10 protein-coding genes, 3 tRNA genes, 3 rRNA genes and 2 pseudogenes are annotated in these 21,719 nt (G+C 47.3%); 3 read left to right on the plus strand and 15 right to left on the minus strand.

The window, feature by feature from the left end; translation table 11 throughout:
- Positions 1-21 precede the first annotated feature (21 nt).
- The 6 genes and pseudogenes from FIV45_RS12490 to FIV45_RS12515 all read right to left on the minus strand — a co-directional run bounded on the left by FIV45_RS12490 (position 22) and on the right by FIV45_RS12515 (position 10,648).
- Complete coding sequence (locus FIV45_RS12490) at positions 22-1,332, minus strand: aspartate aminotransferase family protein (RefSeq protein ID WP_099471971.1); 1,311 nt, start codon at positions 1,330-1,332, stop codon at positions 22-24.
- A gap of 142 nt (positions 1,333-1,474) precedes the next feature.
- On the minus strand, positions 1,475-2,857 hold the full coding sequence (locus FIV45_RS12495; RefSeq protein ID WP_133118538.1) for a spinster family MFS transporter: 1,383 nt from the start codon (positions 2,855-2,857) through the stop codon (positions 1,475-1,477).
- A 60-nt stretch (positions 2,858-2,917) separates the two neighbouring features.
- Positions 2,918-4,705 carry a thiamine pyrophosphate-binding protein gene (locus FIV45_RS12500; protein ID WP_099471973.1) on the minus strand — a complete coding sequence of 596 codons (1,788 nt, stop codon included), beginning with the start codon at positions 4,703-4,705 and terminating at the stop codon, positions 2,918-2,920.
- An 896-nt stretch (positions 4,706-5,601) separates the two neighbouring features.
- On the minus strand, positions 5,602-6,657 hold the full coding sequence (locus tag FIV45_RS12505; RefSeq protein ID WP_165776956.1) for a helix-turn-helix domain-containing protein: 1,056 nt from the start codon (positions 6,655-6,657) through the stop codon (positions 5,602-5,604).
- Positions 6,658-6,905: 248 nt separating this feature from the next.
- Positions 6,906-8,090: pseudogene (locus tag FIV45_RS12510) on the minus strand (IS3 family transposase).
- 248 nt (positions 8,091-8,338) lie between these two features.
- Positions 8,339-10,648, minus strand: a complete 2,310-nt coding sequence (locus FIV45_RS12515; protein ID WP_099471975.1) for a TonB-dependent receptor — start codon at positions 10,646-10,648, stop codon at positions 8,339-8,341.
- 252 nt (positions 10,649-10,900) lie between these two features.
- Here FIV45_RS12515 and tnpA point away from each other — a divergent pair, with 252 nt between their 5' ends.
- Entirely contained in the window at positions 10,901-11,323 is a 423-nt protein-coding gene (tnpA, locus tag FIV45_RS12520; protein WP_099471976.1) for an IS200/IS605 family transposase, read from the plus strand.
- Here the strand turns inward: tnpA and FIV45_RS18980 are convergent.
- A complete protein-coding gene (locus tag FIV45_RS18980; RefSeq protein WP_139932348.1) occupies positions 11,320-11,670 on the minus strand; it encodes an IS3 family transposase in 351 nt (116 codons plus the stop codon). The two genes, tnpA and FIV45_RS18980, sit on opposite strands and share 4 nt — an antisense overlap.
- Between FIV45_RS18980 and FIV45_RS12530 the strand changes: the two genes are divergently transcribed.
- A protein-coding gene (locus tag FIV45_RS12530; protein WP_420875278.1) for an IS3 family transposase occupies positions 11,567-12,918 on the plus strand; the annotation gives its coding sequence in 2 pieces (ribosomal slippage) (positions 11,567-11,902 and positions 11,905-12,918; 1,350 coding nt in all). The genes FIV45_RS18980 and FIV45_RS12530 overlap by 104 nt on opposite strands.
- Before the next feature lie 62 nt (positions 12,919-12,980).
- Here the strand turns inward: FIV45_RS12530 and FIV45_RS12535 are convergent.
- The 8 genes and pseudogenes from FIV45_RS12535 to FIV45_RS12570 form a co-directional block, all read right to left on the minus strand.
- Positions 12,981-13,154, minus strand: a pseudogene (locus tag FIV45_RS12535) (transposase); the annotation flags it as partial.
- Between the two features lie 398 nt (positions 13,155-13,552).
- A tRNA-Met gene (locus FIV45_RS12540) sits at positions 13,553-13,629 on the minus strand.
- 81 nt (positions 13,630-13,710) lie between these two features.
- A 5S ribosomal RNA gene (gene rrf, locus FIV45_RS12545) occupies positions 13,711-13,825 on the minus strand.
- A 233-nt stretch (positions 13,826-14,058) separates the two neighbouring features.
- A 23S ribosomal RNA gene (locus FIV45_RS12550) occupies positions 14,059-16,808 on the minus strand.
- A gap of 380 nt (positions 16,809-17,188) precedes the next feature.
- Positions 17,189-17,264, minus strand: a tRNA-Ala gene (locus tag FIV45_RS12555).
- Between the two features lie 88 nt (positions 17,265-17,352).
- Positions 17,353-17,430 (minus strand) — tRNA-Ile (locus FIV45_RS12560).
- Positions 17,431-17,619: 189 nt separating this feature from the next.
- Positions 17,620-19,121: ribosomal RNA gene (locus FIV45_RS12565) — 16S ribosomal RNA — on the minus strand.
- Together the 16S, 23S and 5S rRNA genes with 3 tRNA genes alongside form the textbook arrangement of a ribosomal RNA operon.
- A gap of 618 nt (positions 19,122-19,739) precedes the next feature.
- Positions 19,740-20,171, minus strand: coding sequence for a CBS domain-containing protein (locus tag FIV45_RS12570; RefSeq protein WP_099475386.1), 432 nt, complete (start codon positions 20,169-20,171; stop codon positions 19,740-19,742).
- 291 nt (positions 20,172-20,462) lie between these two features.
- Between FIV45_RS12570 and FIV45_RS12575 the strand changes: the two genes are divergently transcribed.
- A complete protein-coding gene (locus tag FIV45_RS12575) occupies positions 20,463-21,719 on the plus strand; it encodes a sensor histidine kinase (RefSeq protein ID WP_099475385.1) in 1,257 nt (418 codons plus the stop codon).

Here is a 21,719-nt window from a genome sequence, read left to right on the forward strand (position 1 = left end):
CTTTTATATCCTTGTTGTTCGTTATAGTTTTTTAATGATTTTATCCACCACTTCCAGTGTTTTCTCAGTGTCTTTTTCCGTATGCACAATACTGGGAAACCAACGTCCAAATAGCGCACTAACTCCCTCGTGCCAAATCTCTTCGTGGAACTTCATCATCAACGCGTTATCGACACTCGCCATATCGGCAGCCGTGTAAAGCTGCTTATCCGGGTTAGCTCCCAGAAAAGTACCAAATACACCGGTTGGCCCTTGAACTCGCATGGGTATATTGCGGCGGCGGGCAATCTCATCTACACCAGCCATCAATTGCTGCTGTACGCGGTCCATTTCTGTATATACGATGCCGTCCTTTCGCTCCAATATTTCAATAGTGGCTTTGGCAGCCGCCACACAAAGGGGATTGCCGTTAAAGGTTCCGGGCCCCATAACCTGCTCGTCCTTTAACTGGTCCAAAATGTCGGACTTTCCGACAATGGCGGAAATGGGCAGTCCACCACCCAGCGCTTTGCCAAGCGTACAGATATCTGGTGTGACACCGAACAGGCCCTGTGCACCATGAAGACCGACCCGAAATCCGGTAATCACTTCATCAAAGCACATCACAATTCGATGCCGGTCACATAATGCCCGAACTGTTTCCAGGTAGCCCGGCGGTGGCGGGAGTGTGCCGCTGCCACAGACGGCCTCCATAATGATAATGGCAATCTCTTTGCCGTGTGTGTGCAGGGTTTGTTCCAATACATCAAGGTCACCCCAGGGAATCATCAGTCCTTCATAATTGCTCTTCTGAGATTTTCCCCTCGTGTTGGATCTGCTGTCATACAATGGAAAGGGTTTCCCCTCTGGTGAAGGGTCAGGATTGCCGCCGTATATATTGTCAATCCACCCATGGTAATGACCGCCAAACCTTAAGAAATAAGGGCGCCCAGTGAAGGCTCGCGCCAACCGGATTGCCTGCTGGACAGCCTCACTACCCGAAACACATAATTTAATTTTTTCGGCACAGGGTACATGCTGTATTAATTTTTCTGCAAGAAGGATATCATCTTCAGAAAATATATAACTGGAACCCATGCAGAATGATTTTTCACCCATAAATTCTTGTAAGGCGTTAACATATTCCGGATGTCGATGGCCAAGAATGTTGGGACCGCTGGCACCAGTATAATCAATATATTCATTGTTATCGACATCCCACCATCGCGCTCCTTCTGCCCGTAATTGAAAACTTCGCACCTTGGCAGCCGGGCTATTGTTGGAATGTGCACCAGGGTACAATTGGCTAAATCGTTCCGTTAGCGATATGTTGTTTTGTATTTTAAAAAACATTTAATAATTCCCTCCCCCCTATTTACTAAAATCACTGTGCATAAACATCAAAATTTTCATGCCGACCTGAAATAATCGACACACTCTGTCAATCCCATTTAACATGCATTTTCCTTTGTAAAGTCTACGCTCTCATTCAAACTCACATCTCCACAAGTGTCTCACGACTTTGTTCATCTACTATGGTTATTACCTGATGACTAAAAGGCTTCAGCGTCCATAAGAAAATCGCCGTGCTTATCAGATAAGCGGCCGTACCTACGACAGCAATAGAATGTCCCACCGCCATGCTATCCCGAAAAATATAATCGGTTACCAGGGCAATGACAGTCGGGCCGAGTCCAAGCCCAACAAGGTTCATGATAAATAAAATAATGGCAGATACCTGAGAGCGAATGGGGCTGGGTGTAGCTAATTGAATGGCGGTCGGCGTTAACACGGCATACATGGCGCCAAAAAAATAGACGAGCGCAACGGCCATCAATTTTATCTGAATTAAGGGGGCATAAATTATTACAAAATTCAACAGCAAAAGAACAGGGCCAGCTATCATCATAATACGTATAGAGATATCACGATGTCCCTTAGCAAAAAGCCTATCTGTCAGCCATCCCGAGAAAAGACCGCCGACGGCCAGCGGCACAAACCCCACCAAACCTACTGTAATACCGATTGTAGCTGCTTCCCAGCCGAGCACGCGAATAAAATAGCTTGGAAACCAAACTGCAGAGCCATATGTGATCAAATAATTGAAACTCGTCGCCGCGATAAATAACCCGTAAAACATCTTTTTGCGTTGCATATAACGCAAAACACCTTTAAACGGCATGTGGTCAGGCTGGGCCGCCGAATGACTTGAGTCTGGATGGACATGCTCAGGATGATGACGTTTAGCTTCAGGGACCAGAAGTAGTGGAACAACAACCAGTAAACTTGTCCCACCAGCAATTATCAGGACTAAGCGCCAGGGAGCGATTGAGCCAAAAAACGGCACATTCACTGTGCCCAGGCTATCGGCAAACCCTATGACAAGACCGCCAAGCATCAACGACAATGCACTACCCACCGCACCACCCAGTACAAAGACACTCATGGCAAATGCCAGCCGCCCAGGGGGAAATAGATCTGCAACAATGGTGTAAGCCGGTGCTGTTAATCCTGCTTCACCAAATCCAACTCCCATACGCGTTACAAAAAGTTGGGTAAAGCTTCGCGTAAAGGCACTGGCAATCGTGAGTAGGCTCCATACTGTCACGGAAGATACAATCACATACTTACGTGACCATACATCAGCGACACGACCAAGGGGAATACCCATTACAGTATAGGTAATGGCAAAGGCAAATCCGGTGAGCAAGCTAACCTGAGTATCGTTGATTTGCAGATCCGCCTTAATAGGCTCAACCAACAACACTAGTATCTGCCGGTCAATAAATGAGAACATATAGGCGAGTGACAAAACGCCCAAAGTGCTCCAGGCAATGAATGGAGAAGGATAGCCGGAATGTGTGTTTTTGTTTGTCAAAATATAGCCTCATATTACTTGCACTATTGCTAGAGATTTGCTTACCTACGGAGAGGTACCCTAGCCCACGCCATAGGCACCGTTTCTGGATATCGCTTCCGGCGCTAGTAGCCCATAATCAACGGTGGGCGTCGACCGATCTGAACTCAGTACGTCCAGCACAAACGGCCCATTGAGGTCTATCGCTTGCCTCAAGCCCACATGTACTTCATCCATGGATTTTGCCCGGGCACCACCGGTCCCCATTGCCATTCCGATTGCTGCAAAATCCACAGGTGCGAAGGTGGATTCACTTGTGAAATTCATTACCCGCTCGCATTGAACTATCCAACCGAAACCGGCGTTATTGAGTATGACAAAGGTGATGGGAAGATTCAGCCGTACCGCGGTCTCAATTTCGCCGAGCCAGTAGGCAGCCGCGCCATCGCCAGCAACCACAACAATACGCTTTCCTTCGGGGGCCGCCAGTGCTACGCCAATGGCTGCACCGCAGGCCCAACCTAAGCCTGCAATACCACGTGGCGCGATATAACCTCGACCTGCCTGCTGCACTTTATGCCGTGAGGCTGTCCAGCCGGAGGATAAACTGGCATCGCTTACAAGAATCATGTCTTCAGGGAACAGGTCGCCAATCGATGCAATCACCTGTTCCGGCGCCACAGCAGGGTCATCAATTTCAGTGCCTGGTTGTTTAGGGACTTCACCTTCAGGCGTCCAGTCAAACTTAGCGTTGTTTTCTTTGAGGCCATTGAGAATTTGTCGAGCCGCCACCCGCACATCCGCCACGACTTCAAGCGCTACCGGTATCGCCCGGCCCAGCTCTTCGCCGTCAATATCTACATGAATGACCTCCTGCGTTTTCATCGGCAGTTGCCAGGCAAAGGAATTAAATTGGCTGAACTTGCTACCCAGTACCAGAACAACATCTGCCTGCTGCAAGGCATAGCTGGCTTTAATTTCACCGAAAATACCAATGGCACCATAGGCTCGTGGATGGCGCTCATCAATGATACCTTTGCCGTTAATGCTGGTAACGACAGGAAAGCCATGCTTATCAGCAAACTGCGCTATTTCCTGGTAGGCGCCGCTCGCGATGGCACCACCACCAGCCAGAATAATGGGACGCCTAGCTTGTGTCAGCCGCGATACCGCGTCGACAACCTTTTCAGCCGGTGCCGCACTCCGATGGCGCGGCCATACCGCACTGTCTTTGTTAAAGCGACTAAGGTTTGGCTCTGATAGCGGTGCAAGCATGACCTCTTCAGGTATCTCTATTGCCACAGGTCCAGGACGTCCTGTAGTTGCCACGCGCAAGGCATGATCCATAATATCAATTAGCATGTCCGGTTTTTGCACACGACCAATCCACTTTGTGGTAGGCTCAAGCAAAGGGCGTTGTTCCAGCGCTTGCGCAACGTTACCACGATGACGGAGATGTTCTCCGCAGGTATTAATATCGGCAATCAATGCAATCATTGGGATGGATGACGCATAGGCTTCGGCTAACCCAGACACCAGGTTGGTAACGCCCGGCCCAACTGTTGCATCGCATAAACCAACCTTGCCACTTACACGCGCATAAGCATCGGCGGCACAGGCGCAGTTGCGCTCGTCGCGCATCAGTACATGCTTAAAGCCCCGCGCTCGTGCGGCTTTATAAAAGGGCAATGTTTGCCCGCCCGGAACACCAAAACAGGCATCTATCCCTACAGCAGTTAGTATAGAAACAATCGCTTCAGCCACATTAGGCTGACTTTCCATTTCTACGATTTCTTTATTTTCTTGATTGTCATATGTCGTTATCATTACCAATTCCTTTTTTCTCATATTCCACCAATAGATCGCCATATTACGCTCTCAATATGCACAGTACGATCAAAGCAATTGGTAACGTTCATCCCTTTTTACCTTAAACTACCATATCTGAGCGTTCCTACAAAACACACCCAACTTCTTACCCATACTTCATGCCTGTGTGATAGTAACAACATAACGCGCTAGTTGGACAATGCACTCGGCACACCGATCATGCTTTTAAGCTAATCGTGCTATTTTCCAGAAATAAGGAAAAGAAAAACTTGTTAACTGCTCTTCCTGCTGAAATAATCGCACAGGTCTGCTTCCTCCGCCGCGCTCATCCGGGACGTCCCGCCCTGCCAGTCAAAGGTGAATAACCCGTCAAACCCCCACATATAAATGTGTAAAGCCAGGTATGTTGCCTTTTTCGAACTGAATCTTGACATTCTCTTCAAAGGTTCGGATGATTCTCATCCGTTTATATGCGTCCAATAATATGTCTCGTGATAACTGCACTTTTCTCTCCTGTGAATTGCTTTTCCTAAGTAACACTAATATAAACTATACGCTTCTATGCATTCCAAAACTCGGCAAACCGGATATTTTTTTGCCCGCACGATCTTTTTTGCCTGCACTATTTAGCCTGTATCGGACATTGCAAGAATGACCGCAAATTCGGCCCCAGAAACTAGCTGCAAAGCAACATCGGTGACAATGTCAACGCCATGGCCATGACTATCGGCTTCAACTTAATGAAAATTCTCAGAAAGATCCTTTTGTGATGGTTCTACAAACTCGTTGAAGCCTTCTCTCCATGGCTGTTCCCACGCCGATAGGTTTGTTTTAAGGCTAACTATTTAGATTTGCAGAAATGCAGTTCACGTAATGCTATTTTTCGCGACGAGAACGGGAAATAATTTACTACGTCAACTTTCAACGAGTTGCCTTCAACTATTATTCAATTGACGGCAATCCTTAGGTAAAATTCCAAATTTCTTTACGAAAGCCCGAGACAGGCTAGAAAGATCGTCATAACCAATTTCTAACGCGACTTCAGTGACCGTTAACTCATGAGCCGTTAACAACTCAAATGCACGGATAAGGCGCAAGTCACGCCAATAAGACTGCAATGGCTGTCCATAAACAGATAAAAAACCAGTGACGAGTTTGGTTCTACTTAAGCCAACACGACGTGCTAAATCCTCTAAAGTACTAGGCGTTTCAAGTTCAGCCCTAATAATGTCATGTACTAAACTAATTTGATTAAGGTTGTGGCTAGTGAGTTTTACAGAACTGGTCGGTCTTTCGTTCGTCTCGAATAAGCTATTTGCTGTGATAGAAAAAAGTTCAATCGATTTTGCTCGCATAAAAGATCGTCGAGCAGCACTTTGAAAGGAACATTTAAACAATTCATTTACTACAAGAGCGGCCTGAAAAGGCAGCGTTATCTTCTCAAGTCGTGTACCCCACTCACCATTATCAGCAATCCAGGAAAACTTCTTGGGGATACTGCTGGTAGGCACACCACAAAAGTTTTGGATTGCTGAGGGGCGCATATATAAACACGCAACTTTCCAGTTCTCCTCAGGGTTTGTTGTTCGTTTGATAATCATATTTTCTGGATGTCGAAGTATTATGCAAGAATGGTCAGGTGTGTCGTACTTAGTCCCGTTCTGGAACTCTTCGTGACCAGTCCCACGCAGCCGAACTTGAATGTGAATCCAATCTCCGTCTGTCACGGTCTGATATTGAGTGCCACTCGGGGAGTTGCCCTGACTGAATAACATTACAAAATCATCGTTGAGCTTCACGACCTCATGAAAAGAATTGTCAGCCTGCTCATTCATACGATAATCAAAACAATCACCATCATAATAAAACTCTCGGAAATTCTCGGGACGTTTTTCCGAATAAGCTAAGGCCTGTTCATAGCTGAACAAATTGAGAGAATCAACACAAGTAGACCATTCCATTATTTCACCAACATCTTTTAAACAAAACATTATCACGCTTAGCATACATTATTATTACACAAAATTATAGGATAAACCGTGTCATTGTAATAGTTCAGGTGTTTTGAAATCTGCTCTTGCAAGTTGGTTCCGGCCCCATCTTAAAATAACGATATGGATTAATCATTCCCAACGTTAGAGAAAGTGGTCTGTTCAATGTAATAGGTTTCTTTTGCAATAAGGTGGTCCTGTTTGTCTGAACAGGTTGGCAGCGAAGTTAAGGTGTATCCTATTTCATGTTATGCTGCCAGTTCTTGTGCTTTATGACATGGGATTAATCCCATGTCATAAAATTGTTTTCTTGATTTCCAGTAAGCCTCATGCGGTGTCATTGCGTCAAGGGAAGAATGTGGACGGATCGTATTATAAAAGTCTATCCAGTCCATGATAGCCCGTCGTGCTTTAAATCCATCACTCATTTCTGTGAGGTAGATGGCTTCATATTTAAGACTGCGCCATAGCCGCTCAATGAAGATGTTATCCAAATACCGTCCCCGCCCATCCATAGATATTTTAATATCTGCATCTTGCAAGACGCCTGTAAAAGCCTGACTGGTGAACTGACTGCCTTGATCCGTGTTGAATATCTTTGGTGGGCCGTACCGATCGACAGCCTCTTTTAGAGCTTCGACACAGAAGTCGGCATCCATCGTGTTTGATAGGCGCCAGCTCAGCACATGGCGAGTAGCCCAATCCATCACTGCCACCAGATACAGAAAACCCTTTTGCATCGGGACATATGTAATATCTGCACACCACACATGGTTGGCCTCAGTGATTGGTAATTTACGCAGGAGGTAAGGATATATCTTATGTTGGGGGTGAGGATCGCTGGTTCGCGGCTTGCGGTAAATCGCCTGTAGACCCATGAGCCGCATTAACCGCCGAACACGATGCCTGCCGATAGATATGTCTTCTCGCTGCAAGACAATTGTCATCTGACGGCTACCAAAGAAAGGATAAAGCATAAAAAGTTCATCCATACGATTCATGATTGCCAGTGTTTCTTCGGATGCTGCCTTGGGCTGATAATAAAAGCTACTGCGGCTGATCCTGAGAACCTTACACTGCTTGGCGATGCTGAGGTCTCCGTGGTCACAGTTCACCATAGCTTTGCGTTCGCTGTGGCTCATTTCTTGAGCCCGCGTTTATTAATTATGGCCAAAAAAACTGTTGACCATAGTCAACTCCCCAATCTTGGCATGTAGGTCCTTAACCTCTGCATCAACATCACGGGCTCGGTTGGCCTTCTTGTTGTCAAAGGTCTCGTCAAGACCATCAATTGCCTGTTTCTTCCATGTGCTAATCTGGTTGGGGTGAACCTGATAATGCGCTGCTAGATCTTGAATGGTTTGATCACCGCGCAAAGCGGCAAGGGCGACTTTCTTCTTAAAAGCGGTCGTAAGGGTGCGTCTTTTCGTCATTTTAATGTCTCCGATTCATTGTTCGGATACACCTTAACAGACTGTCTAGTTTTTTAGGACCAGCTCATAAGGCCCTTCATCAGTTTTAACATCCGAAATTAAGCTACAAATTGGGTTTTGGAATTCAAGTTTATGCAGAACCCTTCCTATCAAAGGATTCTGCTATGAAGTACACTAAAGTAAGAATTAAGTTAATCACTATTAAAAAGGCCAAAGGTCACTCAAAATATCAATGACTAAAGCCCATTTTAGAAGTCATATCCCAATCGCACCCCGATAGTTCTGGGACGGTTCACGCTATGACTTGCAATAGGACCAACGGGAAGGGTGTTAAGTATCGCCCGCTTATCAAATAAATTATCCGCAAACAGAGAAATTTTTATACCATCGCTATGGGTCAGGCTGGTCCTCAAATTAACTATTTGATAGCTTGGAGCAGGATCAAATCCTGATCCAAGGTCATTAAGACGATTTCCGATATAACGATAATTTATACCAACCAACCACTCCAGCTCCGATGTCACTGGCATGAACCAATCGGCAAAAAGCGAGAAAGCATGTTTCGCCGAGCCGGGGAGGCGTTCACCGTCAGATGCCAGTAAAGTTGACGGATCGTCAGGGTCGGTCAAATAGTCTTCGGTAAACTTACCATCTACATAGGCATAATTAGCAGAAATACGCAAATTATCCATAGCCAGATAGTTAAGTTCCAACTCAAAACCTGTAATTTGAGCCTCACCAATATTTTGCGTTCCAATAAGCACACCACCTCTGTTGACATTGAGCTGAATACCGCTCCAATCAAGAAGGTATCCGGCTGCATTCGCGGTAAGTCTGCCATCCAACATAGTCGACTTGACACCAACTTCATAGTTCCATAAATCATCACTCTTGAAAGTAGACGAAGGAATACCAAGCAGTCCATTTCCTCTATTAAAACCCCCAGCCCTAAACCCATTAGAAGCCAGAGCATAGACCATAACATCATCGGTAAATTTGTATTCTACACCAATTTTATAGGTATTGACATTCTGCGTGCTACTTTGGTCCACACCAATCGCCGCTCGATAAGCACTGTCAAAAACACCGTCCCCTTTTATAACATCCTTATCAAGAGAAAGATGAGATCGCCGGTAACCTAACGTCAATTTAGCCTTTTCAGTAAAGTTAACACCTATCTCACCATAAGCCGCTATTTCCTCCCTGCTCTCTGTTTCAAGATTATCGGCTGTAACAAGGCCGTTTGGCAGAGGAAAGAATCCAAACAACAAGGGATCAAGTGAATCCTTAATGTCAGTAAAGGTCGTTAAAACTCCTTCTTGCTTGTTATACCAAAACCCACCTAACCATTCAATGAAGTCACTATCATTAGAAGTCAGGCGTAATTCTATGGAATTCGCATCAAATTCCGAAGACGCTTTTGTGATTGCCTTCGTGCTGCCATCAAAAATAGACACATAATTTGTAACCTCAAACTCGTCAGATACTGCACGGTTCTGCGTTGAACCTAGTAAGTGGACACTGAATTTGTCAAAATTAACCTCAAGTTTCAAATTCAAAGCCTCACTGTCGTTGCCTGCTGTAGCGTCTACATTATTAGAATAGGAAGGGTTTGACAGGCTCGGCTGTTGAAAACCATCAGGTAATGCGAATGGTGCTGCTGGATTATGCGGCGTTGGGATAAACGTATTTGTAATCGCTTGGGCACCAGCATTTTGCCCGCCCCCGGATCGTATTTTCTGATTCAAATAGGTGACGTCCAGAGTCGCATTATCCAGAATATTCCAGCGTAAGGCGATCCGGCCCCCGATCGTATCCTCAAAATTAACATCCTTGGTTCCTGTTCCCAGATTATCAATAAAACCCGCATTGTCGTATTTATAAAAAACGCCCCGAAAGGCAAGCTTGTCCGTGAGAGGGATATTAAGATAGCCATGCCCGCCGTAGTTGACGCCATCGCTATTGGCAGTGCTTGATCCGTAGAATTGATATCCGCCAGAAATCCCATCACTATCAGGCTTGGCTGTAATGTAACGGAGAACTCCTCCCATAGCACTCTTACCATATAAAGTACCTTGCGGTCCCTTTAGAGCCTCTACCCTTTCCATATCTACCAACTTGAGATCCGTAGGACCACGAAACTGAGAGGCAATGAAGGGGAATTCGTCTATATAGGTCGTTACGGTTGAGGCATTGCTGAAAGCTGCATTGCTGGTACCTATACCTCTAAAGACAACACCTCTTGCGCCAGGACCAAAATCCTGGTATGTGGCTCCTGGGATAGCCTCCAGCAATCCTGATATGGATACCACCCCGGAACTCTTTAAATACACGCCACCAACGACGCTTATGGATAGTGCCGTGTCTTGCAGGCTCGTGTTACGCTTCGTCGCCGTCACGATAATTTCTTCCAAAGTCACCATACCGTCTGGTTTGCTTGCGTCTTGTGCTAGAACTGATTGCGGTGCACTTGCAGCTATAGCGAGTATGCTATATGAAACACCGCAAAAAATTTGTTTCCGCGCCCGGCTGGCTGGCACTCCTATTTTGATAAACATGTAATTTTTCTCCCTGATTGTGTTTCAAGTTTAAATTATATTCAATATAGCAAGAGCCATCCCACTGTTTGGGTAGGTTTTTGCATTTAAGTGCGACATCATATTAAATGCTGCAGCATATTTTTTATAAAGTTAACTTATAATGACCGCTCGGCAGAGTGATCTTTATTTTTGGCAAATCGGATTTGATTTTCCAAGTCTTTGGTAATAAACCACCGACTTTTAGTCGGTAGAACTGGACTTCAGTCCAGAATGACATACACGACTGCCAGCCATACAATTTTCCATAATCGTTATCATTTGGTATGGATTACAAAGTACAGATATAAAGTCTTAACAGAGGAAATGCGTTTGCGTATCCGTGAGATCACCCGTCAGATATGTGAGCAACTGGGTGTAAAGATTATAAAGGGTGTTCTGTCCAGCAACCATATCCATATGTTCGTGGAAATACCTCCGAAGCTCTCAGTCAGTGATTTCATGCGCCGGATTAAGGGCTGTACGTCTCGCAAGGTGCAACAGAAGTTTCCAGAACTGAAGAAGAAATATTGGGGACAAAGGTTTTGGGCACGGGGATACTTTTGTACCACTTCAGGAAATGTAACCAATGAAACCATCATGAACTATATTGAAAGCCATACTGATGTGTCAACGATTTTCCGGACAGTTTGTTAAGCTGCTTTTGTAAGGTTTTCATATTTTATCGGTGATAGGTAATTATTAGCAGAATGGATTCTATTTTGATTATAAAACACCTCGATATATTCAAATATAGCCCGTTCAGCCTCCTCTTGATCTCCAAATTCCTGTTGATAGATTAATTCTGTTTTTTGTTCCCCGTCAGGGCTTATGGGCCTAATGAGTAGTATTTGATATTGGAGGATTTTTGGTTCATCGTAATCATTATAAGGAATGAAGATGAAACAAAAAACCGTACGCAAATCAACCAGCTCTGAGAGGGTGGTTAAGAACATTCGCCGCAAGAGCCGTAAAATATATTCGGCAGAGGAAAAGATCCGCATCGTGCTTGATGGTCTTCGCGGCGAGATGAGCATTGCCGAGCTATGCCGCCGTGAGGGGATCGCCGAAAGCGTCTATTACAAATGGTCGAAAGACTTTTTGGAAGCGGGTAAACAACGCCTTGCTGGCGATACCGCCCGTGCGGCCAATAGCGATGAAGTGAAAGGCCTGCGCCGGGAAGCCTGTGACCTGAAGGAGGTTGTAGCCGAACAGACCCTTGAACTACGTCTGTTTAAAAAAAGCATGATCGGGGATGGGGGAGACGACGAATGAGATATCCGGCATCTGAAAAACTGGAGATCATACGTCTGGTGGAAAGTTCCCATCTTCCTGCCAAGCGGACATTGGACAGATTGGACATCCCCAAAACTACCTTCTATCGCTGGTATGACAGATTCCTGATGGATGGGCCGGAAGCATTGGAAGACAAGCCTTCCTTGCCCGGTTGTGTATGGAACCGCATCCCGGACAGGATACGGGCGAAGATAATTGATCTGGCCCTGGAATGCCCCGAGTTATCTCCGCGTGAGCTGGCGGTACGCTTTACGGACACGCAAAGCTACTTTGTCTCGGAAAGCTCGGTTTACCGGCTGCTGAAAGCCCATGATCTGATTACCAGTCCGGCCTTTATCGTGATCAAGGCCGCCAATGAGTTCAAGGACAAGACAACCGCCATCAACCAGTTGTGGCAAACGGACTTTACCTATTTCAAGATCATTGGTTGGGGCTGGTTTTATCTGTCCACCATCCTTGATGATTTCTCACGTTATGTCATTGCCTGGAAGCTCTGCACGACCATGAAGACCACGGATGTGACGGAAACGCTGGAACGCGCCCTCAAAGCCTCTGGCTGTGATCAGGTCAATGTTGTTCACAAACCACGCCTGTTATCTGACAATGGGGCCAGCTATATCTCCGGGGAACTGGCGGACTGGCTGGAAGATAAGAACATGCAACATACCCGTGGTGCACCCTATCACCCTCAGACACAGGGCAAAATCGAACGCTGGCATCAGACCCTCAAAAACCGTGTCCTGCTGGAGAATTACTTCCTGCCCGGTGATTTGGAAACCCAGATTAGGACTTTTATCGATTATTACAACCACCATCGTTACCATGAAAGCTTGAAAAATCTAACGCCTGCTGATGTCTATTTCGGTCGGGGACAATCCATTTTAAATAAAAGAGAAAGGATTAAACACAAAACAATAAAACAACGACGCTTGCGGCATGCAAAGAAAGCTGCTTAAATTGAAACAAATAATGAGCCAAAGCCTCCAATCGGCAAATACAAAAACGAGCCCATTTTATCTGACGACGGACACCCCTCACGGCGGCATAGCTCGGCAATGCTCATCTCGCCGCGAAGACCATCAAGCACGATGCGGATCTTTTCCTCTGCCGAATATATTTTACGGCTCTTGCGGCGAATGTTCTTAACCACCCTCTCAGAGCTGGTTGATTTGCGTACGGTTTTTTGTTTCATCTTCATTCCTTATAATGATTACGATGAACCAAAAATCCTCCAATATCAAATACTACTCATTAGGCCCATAAGCCCTGACGGGGAACACTACCAAAATCAACATTATATCCTCAGACAAATTACACAACTCAACCAAAAATCAGAAAACGCACTGGAAAATAAACGCGGAGAGAAAAAATAGCCCTCAAAAAAATCCTCGTGAGATTTCTGGGCTTAAATCTGGACGAATTTTTTAGGACACAGATCAGGCGCAGGTCAAAGTAGTCCAGCAAGATACTTTCTACAGCGTTCTGTTACCTTTTCATTTGGTACCTATATGGTACCTTTTGGATATAGAAAGAGGCTGTGGTCAGAAACCAGAAAAGGCAGTAACCTGTTATGATTACTACCTTTTTTAGTGGTTGCGGGGGTTGGATTTGAACCAACGACCTTCAGGTTATGAGCCTGACGAGCTACCGGGCTGCTCCACCCCGCGGTAATGATATTTGCCTACCGCTTCGCTACATGAGGTCGGCTTTGAGATTGTGGATGGGTTTTTGTTCAATATCCTTAATAGACCTGGCGACGACCTACTCTTCCGCGCCTTGAGACGAAGTACCATCGGCACTATCTGGTTTCACTTCCGGGTTCGGGATGGGACCGGGTGGGACACAAACGTTATGATCACCAGGTCAATTAAGGATATTGGGCTGTTAATTTTATTTTGATTTTACTGAGCGTTATCCCAGGATCAGTTTAGAATATTTCAAGTTACACACCAAACCGAAGGCTGTTACAGCCTGAGGCAAGGGCGACCGCCCGCCCGAGCTAATGCGAGGTTGGGGGAGCGCACGTGCGCGGGGGAACATCCCCCGTCACATTTAAAATATTCTTTTAAATCATCTGATCTCTGTTCATGACGAATGATTTCAAGTCGATTGAGTAATTAGTACTGGTCAGCTTCACGCGTTACCGCGCTTCCACATCCAGCCTATCAACGTGGTGGTCTTCCACGGCTCTTTAGGGAGAACTTATCTCGAGGTGGGTTTCCCGCTTAGATGCTTTCAGCGGTTATCCCGTCCATACATAGCTACCCTGCAATGCTGCTGGCGCAACAACAGGTCCACCAGAGGTATGTCCATCCCGGTCCTCTCGTACTAGGGACAGATCCTCTCAATTCTCCTACGCCCACGGCAGATAGGGACCGAACTGTCTCACGACGTTCTAAACCCAGCTCACGTACCTCTTTAAATGGCGAACAGCCATACCCTTGGGACCTGCTCCAGCCCCAGGATGAGATGAGCCGACATCGAGGTGCCAAACAATGCCGTCGATATGGACTCTTGGGCATTATCAGCCTGTTATCCCCGGCGTACCTTTTATCCGTTGAGCGATGGCCCTTCCACGCGGGACCACCGGATCACTATGACCGACTTTCGTCTCTGCTCGACTTGTCAGTCTCGCAGTCAGGCAGGCTTATGCCATTGCACTCTCACAGTTGATTTCCGACCAACCTGAGCCTACCATCGCGCGCCTCCGTTACTCTTTAGGAGGCGACCGCCCCAGTCAAACTACCCACCACAGAAGGTCCCGGACCCGGATATACGGGCCGCGGTTAGATAACAGACAGGTTAAGGGTGGTATTTCACCAACGGCTCCCTCACATCTGGCGACATGAGTTCAAAGCCTCCCACCTATCCTACACATAACATATCCATTATCATTCTGAAGCTATAGTAAAGGTGCACGGGGTCTTTCCGTCTAACCGCGGGTAGCCCGCATCTTCACGGGCAATTCAATTTCGCTGAGTCTATGTTGGAGACAGTGGGGAAGTCGTTACGCCATTCGTGCAGGTCGGAACTTACCCGACAAGGAATTTCGCTACCTTAGGACCGTTATAGTTACGGCCGCCGTTTACCGGGGCTTCAATTCGGTGCTTGCACACCTCCTTTTAACCTTCCGGCACCGGGCAGGCGTCAGACCCTATACGTCGTCTTGCGACTTCGCAGAGCCCTGTGTTTTTAGTAAACAGTCGCCACCCCCTGGTCTGTGCCCCCCCTAAAAAGTTGCCTTCATAGGGGGCATCCTTCTCCCGAAGTTACGGATGCAATTTGCCGAGTTCCTTCAACATAGTTCTCTCAAGCGCCTTGGTATGCTCTACCTGTCCACCTGTGTCGGTTTGGGGTACGGTCTTAACGGTGGAGCTATTTCCTGGAACGATTTCGCGGCCCCTCCAATCCAATAAGGAGGAACAACTTACATCATCCGTCACTACCACCAGGCCCAGTAATATTAAACTGAGTTCCCATCGACTACGCTTTTCAGCCTCGCCTTAGGGACCGGCTAACCCTGCGCAGATTAGCTTTACGCAGGAACCCTTGGACTTTCGGCGAGAGTGTCTCTCACACTCTTTATCGCTACTCATGCCAACATTCGCACTTCTGATACCTCCAGGACCCCTCACAGGTATCCCTTCACAGGCTTACAGAACGCTCCGCTACCACTTGATACAAAGTATCAAATCCGAAGCTTCGGTACATGTCTTGAGCCCCGTTACATCTTCGCCGCAAGATGGCTATTAGACCAGTGAGCTGTTACGCTTTCTTTAAAGGGTGGCTGCTTCTAAGCCAACCTCCTGGTTGTTTTGGCCTTCTCACATGCTTTCCCACTTAGACATGATTTAGGGACCTTAGCTGTCGGTCAGGGCTGTTTCCCTCTCCACTACGGACCTTAGCACCCGTAGTGTGTCTGCCAGATAGTACTTACCGGTATTCGGAGTTTGGTTAGAATTGGTAAGGCTCGCGCCCCCCGCATCCATCCAGTGCTCTACCCCCGGCAGTATTCGTCTGACGCTCTACCTAAATAGATTTCGCGGAGAACCAGCTATCTCCGAGTTTGATTGGCCTTTCACCCCTAGTCACAGGTCATCCCCTCATTTTTCAACATAAGTGGGTTCGGTCCTCCAGTGCATGTTACTGCACCTTCAACCTGCCCATAACTAGATCACTCGGTTTCGGGTCTAATACGTCATACTAAATCGCCCTATTAAGACTCGCTTTCGCTTCGACTACACCTATCGGCTTAATCTTGCATGACATACTAAGTCGTTGGCCCATTATACAAAAGGTACGCTGTCACCCCATAAAGGAGCTCCAACTGATTGTAAGCATACGGTTTCAGGATCTATTTCACTCCCCTTATCGGGGTGCTTTTCACCTTTCCCTCACGGTACTTGTTCACTATCGGTCGAATAGGAGTACTTAGGCTTGGAGGGTGGTCCCCCCATGTTCAGACAGAATTTCACGTGTTCCGCCTTACTCGAGGACTTGAAATGAATTTACCGATACGGGGCTATCACCCACTAAGGCTGCACTTTCCATTGCATTCTCGTTTTTCAAATCAAGCCACTGGCCTGGTCCGCGTTCGCTCGCCGCTACTAACGGAGTCTCGGTTGATGTCCTTTCCTTCAGGTACTTAGATGTTTCAGTTCCCTGAGTTCGCTTCCCTACCCTATGTATTCAGGTAGGGATGACTATTAAATAGCCGGGTTTCCCCATTCGGAAATCGTCGGATCAAAGCTTTTTCGCAGCTCCCCGACGCTTATCGCAGCGTAACACGTCCTTCATCGCCTCTATTCGCCAAGGCATCCACCATATGCTCTTATAACACTTGAGATCATCGCCATGTACAGAGATCAGATCACTTTTGTACTAATCTGATCTTGGAACAATCATCCGGCCTTCCAGGGTATGGGGGCCGAACAAAAAATACATGACGCTCATTAAAATCAAAAAGCTAGTATTTCTCTGTCAATGTCTGCGCTCAAATACTGCTCGGGGAGAGCAGAAAAACGCAAACCAGAAAATATCTACCTATTAAAATTAACAGTATAACCAGAGAGAGAATTGAGTAAACTCTCTGATTAAAAAACCCATTCACAATGTCAAAGAACGTTATAAATAAACAACAAAGATTTGTTGTTTATTTATATAAGTCCACCGGAGGCTTGGCGCCCCCTTTGGAATTAAATGTCTCATGTAAGTTCAGGTAAATTTTGGTGGAGGCAGAGGGGATCGAACCCACGACCTCATGCTTGCAAAGCACGCGCTCTCCCAACTGAGCTATGCCCCCGATATCCAATATGGCATACCACGGAATGTTCATCCCACTCGGGTAATCCAACAAAATTATCGCATATGAAAGTCATGCCACCAATGTATGGTGGGTCTGGGTGGACTCGAACCACCGACCTCACGCTTATCAGGCGTGCGCTCTAACCGGGCTGAGCTACAGACCCATTAACCGGTCATGCTTAGACACATTACGATAAACCTAAACTTTTGAAAGAGATATGTAGACAGCGGTCCTGTAGTTATGCGCTATCGCCTAGCGGCTACTTGAGCGCGAGGATAAACCTCACACCAAACAGCATAAACAATAACTTTTATTCTATGAAGATAGTTCGTTGCCGAACCATCATCCTTAGAAAGGAGGTGATCCAGCCGCAGGTTCCCCTACGGCTACCTTGTTACGACTTCACCCCAGTCGCTAATCTTACCGTGGTCGGCTGCTTCCTCTTGCGAGGTTAGCCCACCGGCTTCGGGTAAAACCAACTCCCATGGTGTGACGGGCGGTGTGTACAAGGCCCGGGAACGTATTCACCGTGGCATGCTGATCCACGATTACTAGCGATTCCAACTTCATGCTCTCGAGTTGCAGAGAACAATCCGAACTGAGACAGATTTTTGGGATTAGCGCCTCCTCGCGGAGTGGCGACCCTCTGTATCTGCCATTGTAGCACGTGTGTAGCCCAGCCCATAAGGGCCATGATGACTTGACGTCGTCCCCACCTTCCTCCGGTTTATCACCGGCGGTCCCTCTAGAGTGCCCAGCATAACCTGATGGCAACTAAAGGCAGGGGTTGCGCTCGTTGCAGGACTTAACCTAACATCTCACGACACGAGCTGACGACAGCCGTGCAGCACCTGTATCCGATCCAGCCTAACTGAAGATATCCATCTCTGGAAATCGCGATCGGTATGTCAAGGGCTGGTAAGGTTCTTCGCGTTGCTTCGAATTAAACCACATGCTCCACCGCTTGTGCGGGCCCCCGTCAATTCCTTTGAGTTTTAACCTTGCGGCCGTACTCCCCAGGCGGAGTGCTTAATGCGTTAGCTGCGACACTGAAATCCGAAGATCCCAACATCTAGCACTCATCGTTTACGGCGTGGACTACCAGGGTATCTAATCCTGTTTGCTCCCCACGCTTTCGTTCCTCAGCGTCAGTACCGGACCAGTTAGGCGCCTTCGCCACTGGTGTTCCACCTAATATCTACGAATTTCACCTCTACACTAGGTATTCCCCTAACCTCTTCCGGTCTCTAGATTGGCAGTTTAAAAGGCAGTTCCAGGGTTGAGCCCTGGGATTTCACCTCTTACTTGCCAGTCCGCCTACGAACTCTTTACGCCCAGTAATTCCGAACAACGCTAGTCCCCTCCGTATTACCGCGGCTGCTGGCACGGAGTTAGCCGGGACTTCTTTACTAGGTACAGTCATTATCTTCCCTAGCGAAAGAGTTTTACAACCCTAAGGCCGTCTTCACTCACGCGGCATTGCTGCATCAGGCTTGCGCCCATTGTGCAATATTCCCCACTGCTGCCTCCCGTAGGAGTCTGGGCCGTGTCTCAGTCCCAATGTGGCTGATCATCTTCTCAAACCAGCTATGGATCGCAGACTTGGTGAGCCATTACCTCACCAACTATCTAATCCAGCGCGGGTCCATCATATAGCGATAAATCTTTCCTCCGAAGAGCGTATACGGTATTAGCCGTCGTTTCCAACGGTTGTTCCGTACTATATGGTAGGTCCCCACGTGTTACTCACCCGTGCGCCACTGTCCAGTACCCGAAGGTACCTTATCGTTCGACTTGCATGTGTTAGGCATGCCGCCAGCGTTCGTTCTGAGCCAGGATCAAACTCTCAAGTTGAGTTGATCTTGTGTGCATCACGCCCAATCACAAAAAAAATACCGCATCTTGCAATGCACCATCATCTCGCTACTCGAGCGCAACACGATCAAAGACCTGATCCTGTTCATTACTTAAAACTCAAATAAGTTTTATAGTAAACAACAGTCCAGGAATTAACAGACCGCTGCCTACATCTCTCTTTCAATCTACAATGTCAAAGAACAAATCGCACTCCTCAAAGCGCAAAACAACACCGCAAGGCCCGTTCTCAATCCCCTCGTCTGAAGCGATAATCACTGGCCCCCGCCGTGTTGGTGAAGCGGGTTATAGAAGCTCAGGCCAATCTTGTAAATAACTAATTTCAAAAATATTGCATTTTTATGTCGAAACGGTTTCGAAGCCCCCATTTTCCGCCAAAAAATTCAAATTGAAAAAAGCGCAAAGAAGATCTCTTTGCAATGAGACACCATACCATAAAAAGCCCTTCATATACAGGGCTTCGGGCGGGACAAGCCGCAAAAATACAATAAAATCATATATAAACAGATACTTAGCAAGATCACAATAGAATAAATCCCCGCCTTTTGCGTGCGCGTCAAAGCCCTCTTCCAGCGCGACTCGCGGCCAGGTTCCTTGTTACGCCGTGGTGATATAGGTTTTCAAAGCTTCTGATTCCGCTTCGGTCTCGGCCATACGTTGTTTCACCACATCGCCGATACTGATCATCCCCACCACATTGCCGTCCTCGACCACCGGCAGATGCCTGACCCGACGCCGGGTCATTTGCTCCATAACCGTTTTAATTTCATCATCAAGAGAACAGGTATAGACCCCTTCCGTCATAAATTCGGCAACCTTGCCTTCCAGAATAACGCCGCCATGCTTGGCGATGGCGATAATGATATCCCGTTCGGACAGTACGCCGCACATACGGCCAGCCTTCTCACAAACCAAAACCGCGCCGATCTTGTTTTCCCGCAGTGTTTTGGCGACTTCCTGCAAACTATTATCCGGTGCGACGGATATAATGTCGTGGCCCTTATGCTGAAGAACATTTCTGACGTACATATTACCTCCTGTTAAATGAGTAAGCCTATTGACATGCCCCCGTTTGTCCAATCATACCCGAAAAAATCCGGACCGACGACAAAAAATGCAAATAGACCAGCTTTACAAGGGAGATAGCTCCACGATATCCGGGGCCCATAGATTATTTTCGCGCCATTTATACTTTCATAACCAATTTTTACTAAACTGCGCGCGGGATCAGGATATCACGGCAAGCTCAATATCTCGTGCCGATAAAAAGATATCTCATAAAAACAAACAGACCACAGGTCATGACGGGCTAAAGAAAAAATGAGCAGAAATTTGCAGGCAAAACCATCCCCCGGACAGAAACAGAACCGGCATGCCGCCTCCCCTGTCTTTCCAGGTCATCTTCTTGATCACCTGGCGTGCGGTATTATTGTCATTGACGCCCAGCAAAACATCCTGACCCTTAATCAGTGGATGGTCAACCACAGCATGCTCTGCCCCGAAACCGCAGTGGGACAGAATTTTCTCGACCTTTTCCCCGACATGAAAAATACCCAGCTGGACAAGTCTATTGAAGCGGCCCTGCGGTATGACATCAAATCCGTGCTCACCCCGGACATCAATCTTACGCCCCTGCCCTTGTTTGAACATCATCCGTCCAATACCCCGCAAAACAACAGCAAGACCAGCTTGAGGCACGCGATCAATATTTCGCCGGTGGCACAACCGGACCAGACCACAGCCTGCCTTATACAGATCACCAAGGTTGCCAACAGCAGCCTTAAAGACAGTCTGTTTTTCGAACAATCCCTGCGTATGATGGATGAGACGGAAGCCCTGCGCCAGTCACAACGCAGCGCCGAACAGGCCAACAAGGCCAAATCGGAATTTCTTGCACTGATGTCCCATGAACTCCGTACGCCGCTCAACGCCATTATCGGTTTCGCCGACATCCTGAAAAACGAGCTGCTCGGCCCCCATGCCATCACCCAGTATAAAGACTATTCCCACGACATCAGCGAAGCGGGCAACCATCTGCTCAACCTGATTAACGACATTCTTGATATCAGCAAGATCGATGCCGGGAAATATGCCCTGAATGAGGAAATTGTCGATGTCCACGAAGTCGTCCGCAATACCCGCAGCCTGATCCGCAACCAGATCAGTGATAACGGCCAGACCCTGACGATACATTATGAGGACGACCTGCCCGATCTTAAAGTAGACGGCCGCAGTCTCAAACAAATGGTTCTCAATCTGCTGTCCAACGCCATCAAATTCACCCCCGATGGCGGCACAATTGATATGAAAGTCAAACTCAACAAGAACCGCGACATGGTGTTTTCCGTGGTCGACAACGGGATCGGCATCGCTCCCCATGAAATCCCCCAGCTGTTGCAGCCATTCACTCAGTCGGAGTCCAACATGACCCGGGAATGCCAGGGAACCGGCCTCGGTCTGTCCCTGGTCAAAAAGATGGTGGAACTTCACGGCGGCACACTGCATCTGGCAAGCGAACTGGGCAATGGCACCACCGTGACCCTGACGTTCCCTGCCGAGCGGGTGATCGCGGTTTAA

Origin of the sequence: Paremcibacter congregatus (assembly GCF_006385135.1) — a bacterium.
GTDB lineage: Bacteria > Pseudomonadota > Alphaproteobacteria > Sphingomonadales > Emcibacteraceae > Paremcibacter > Paremcibacter congregatus.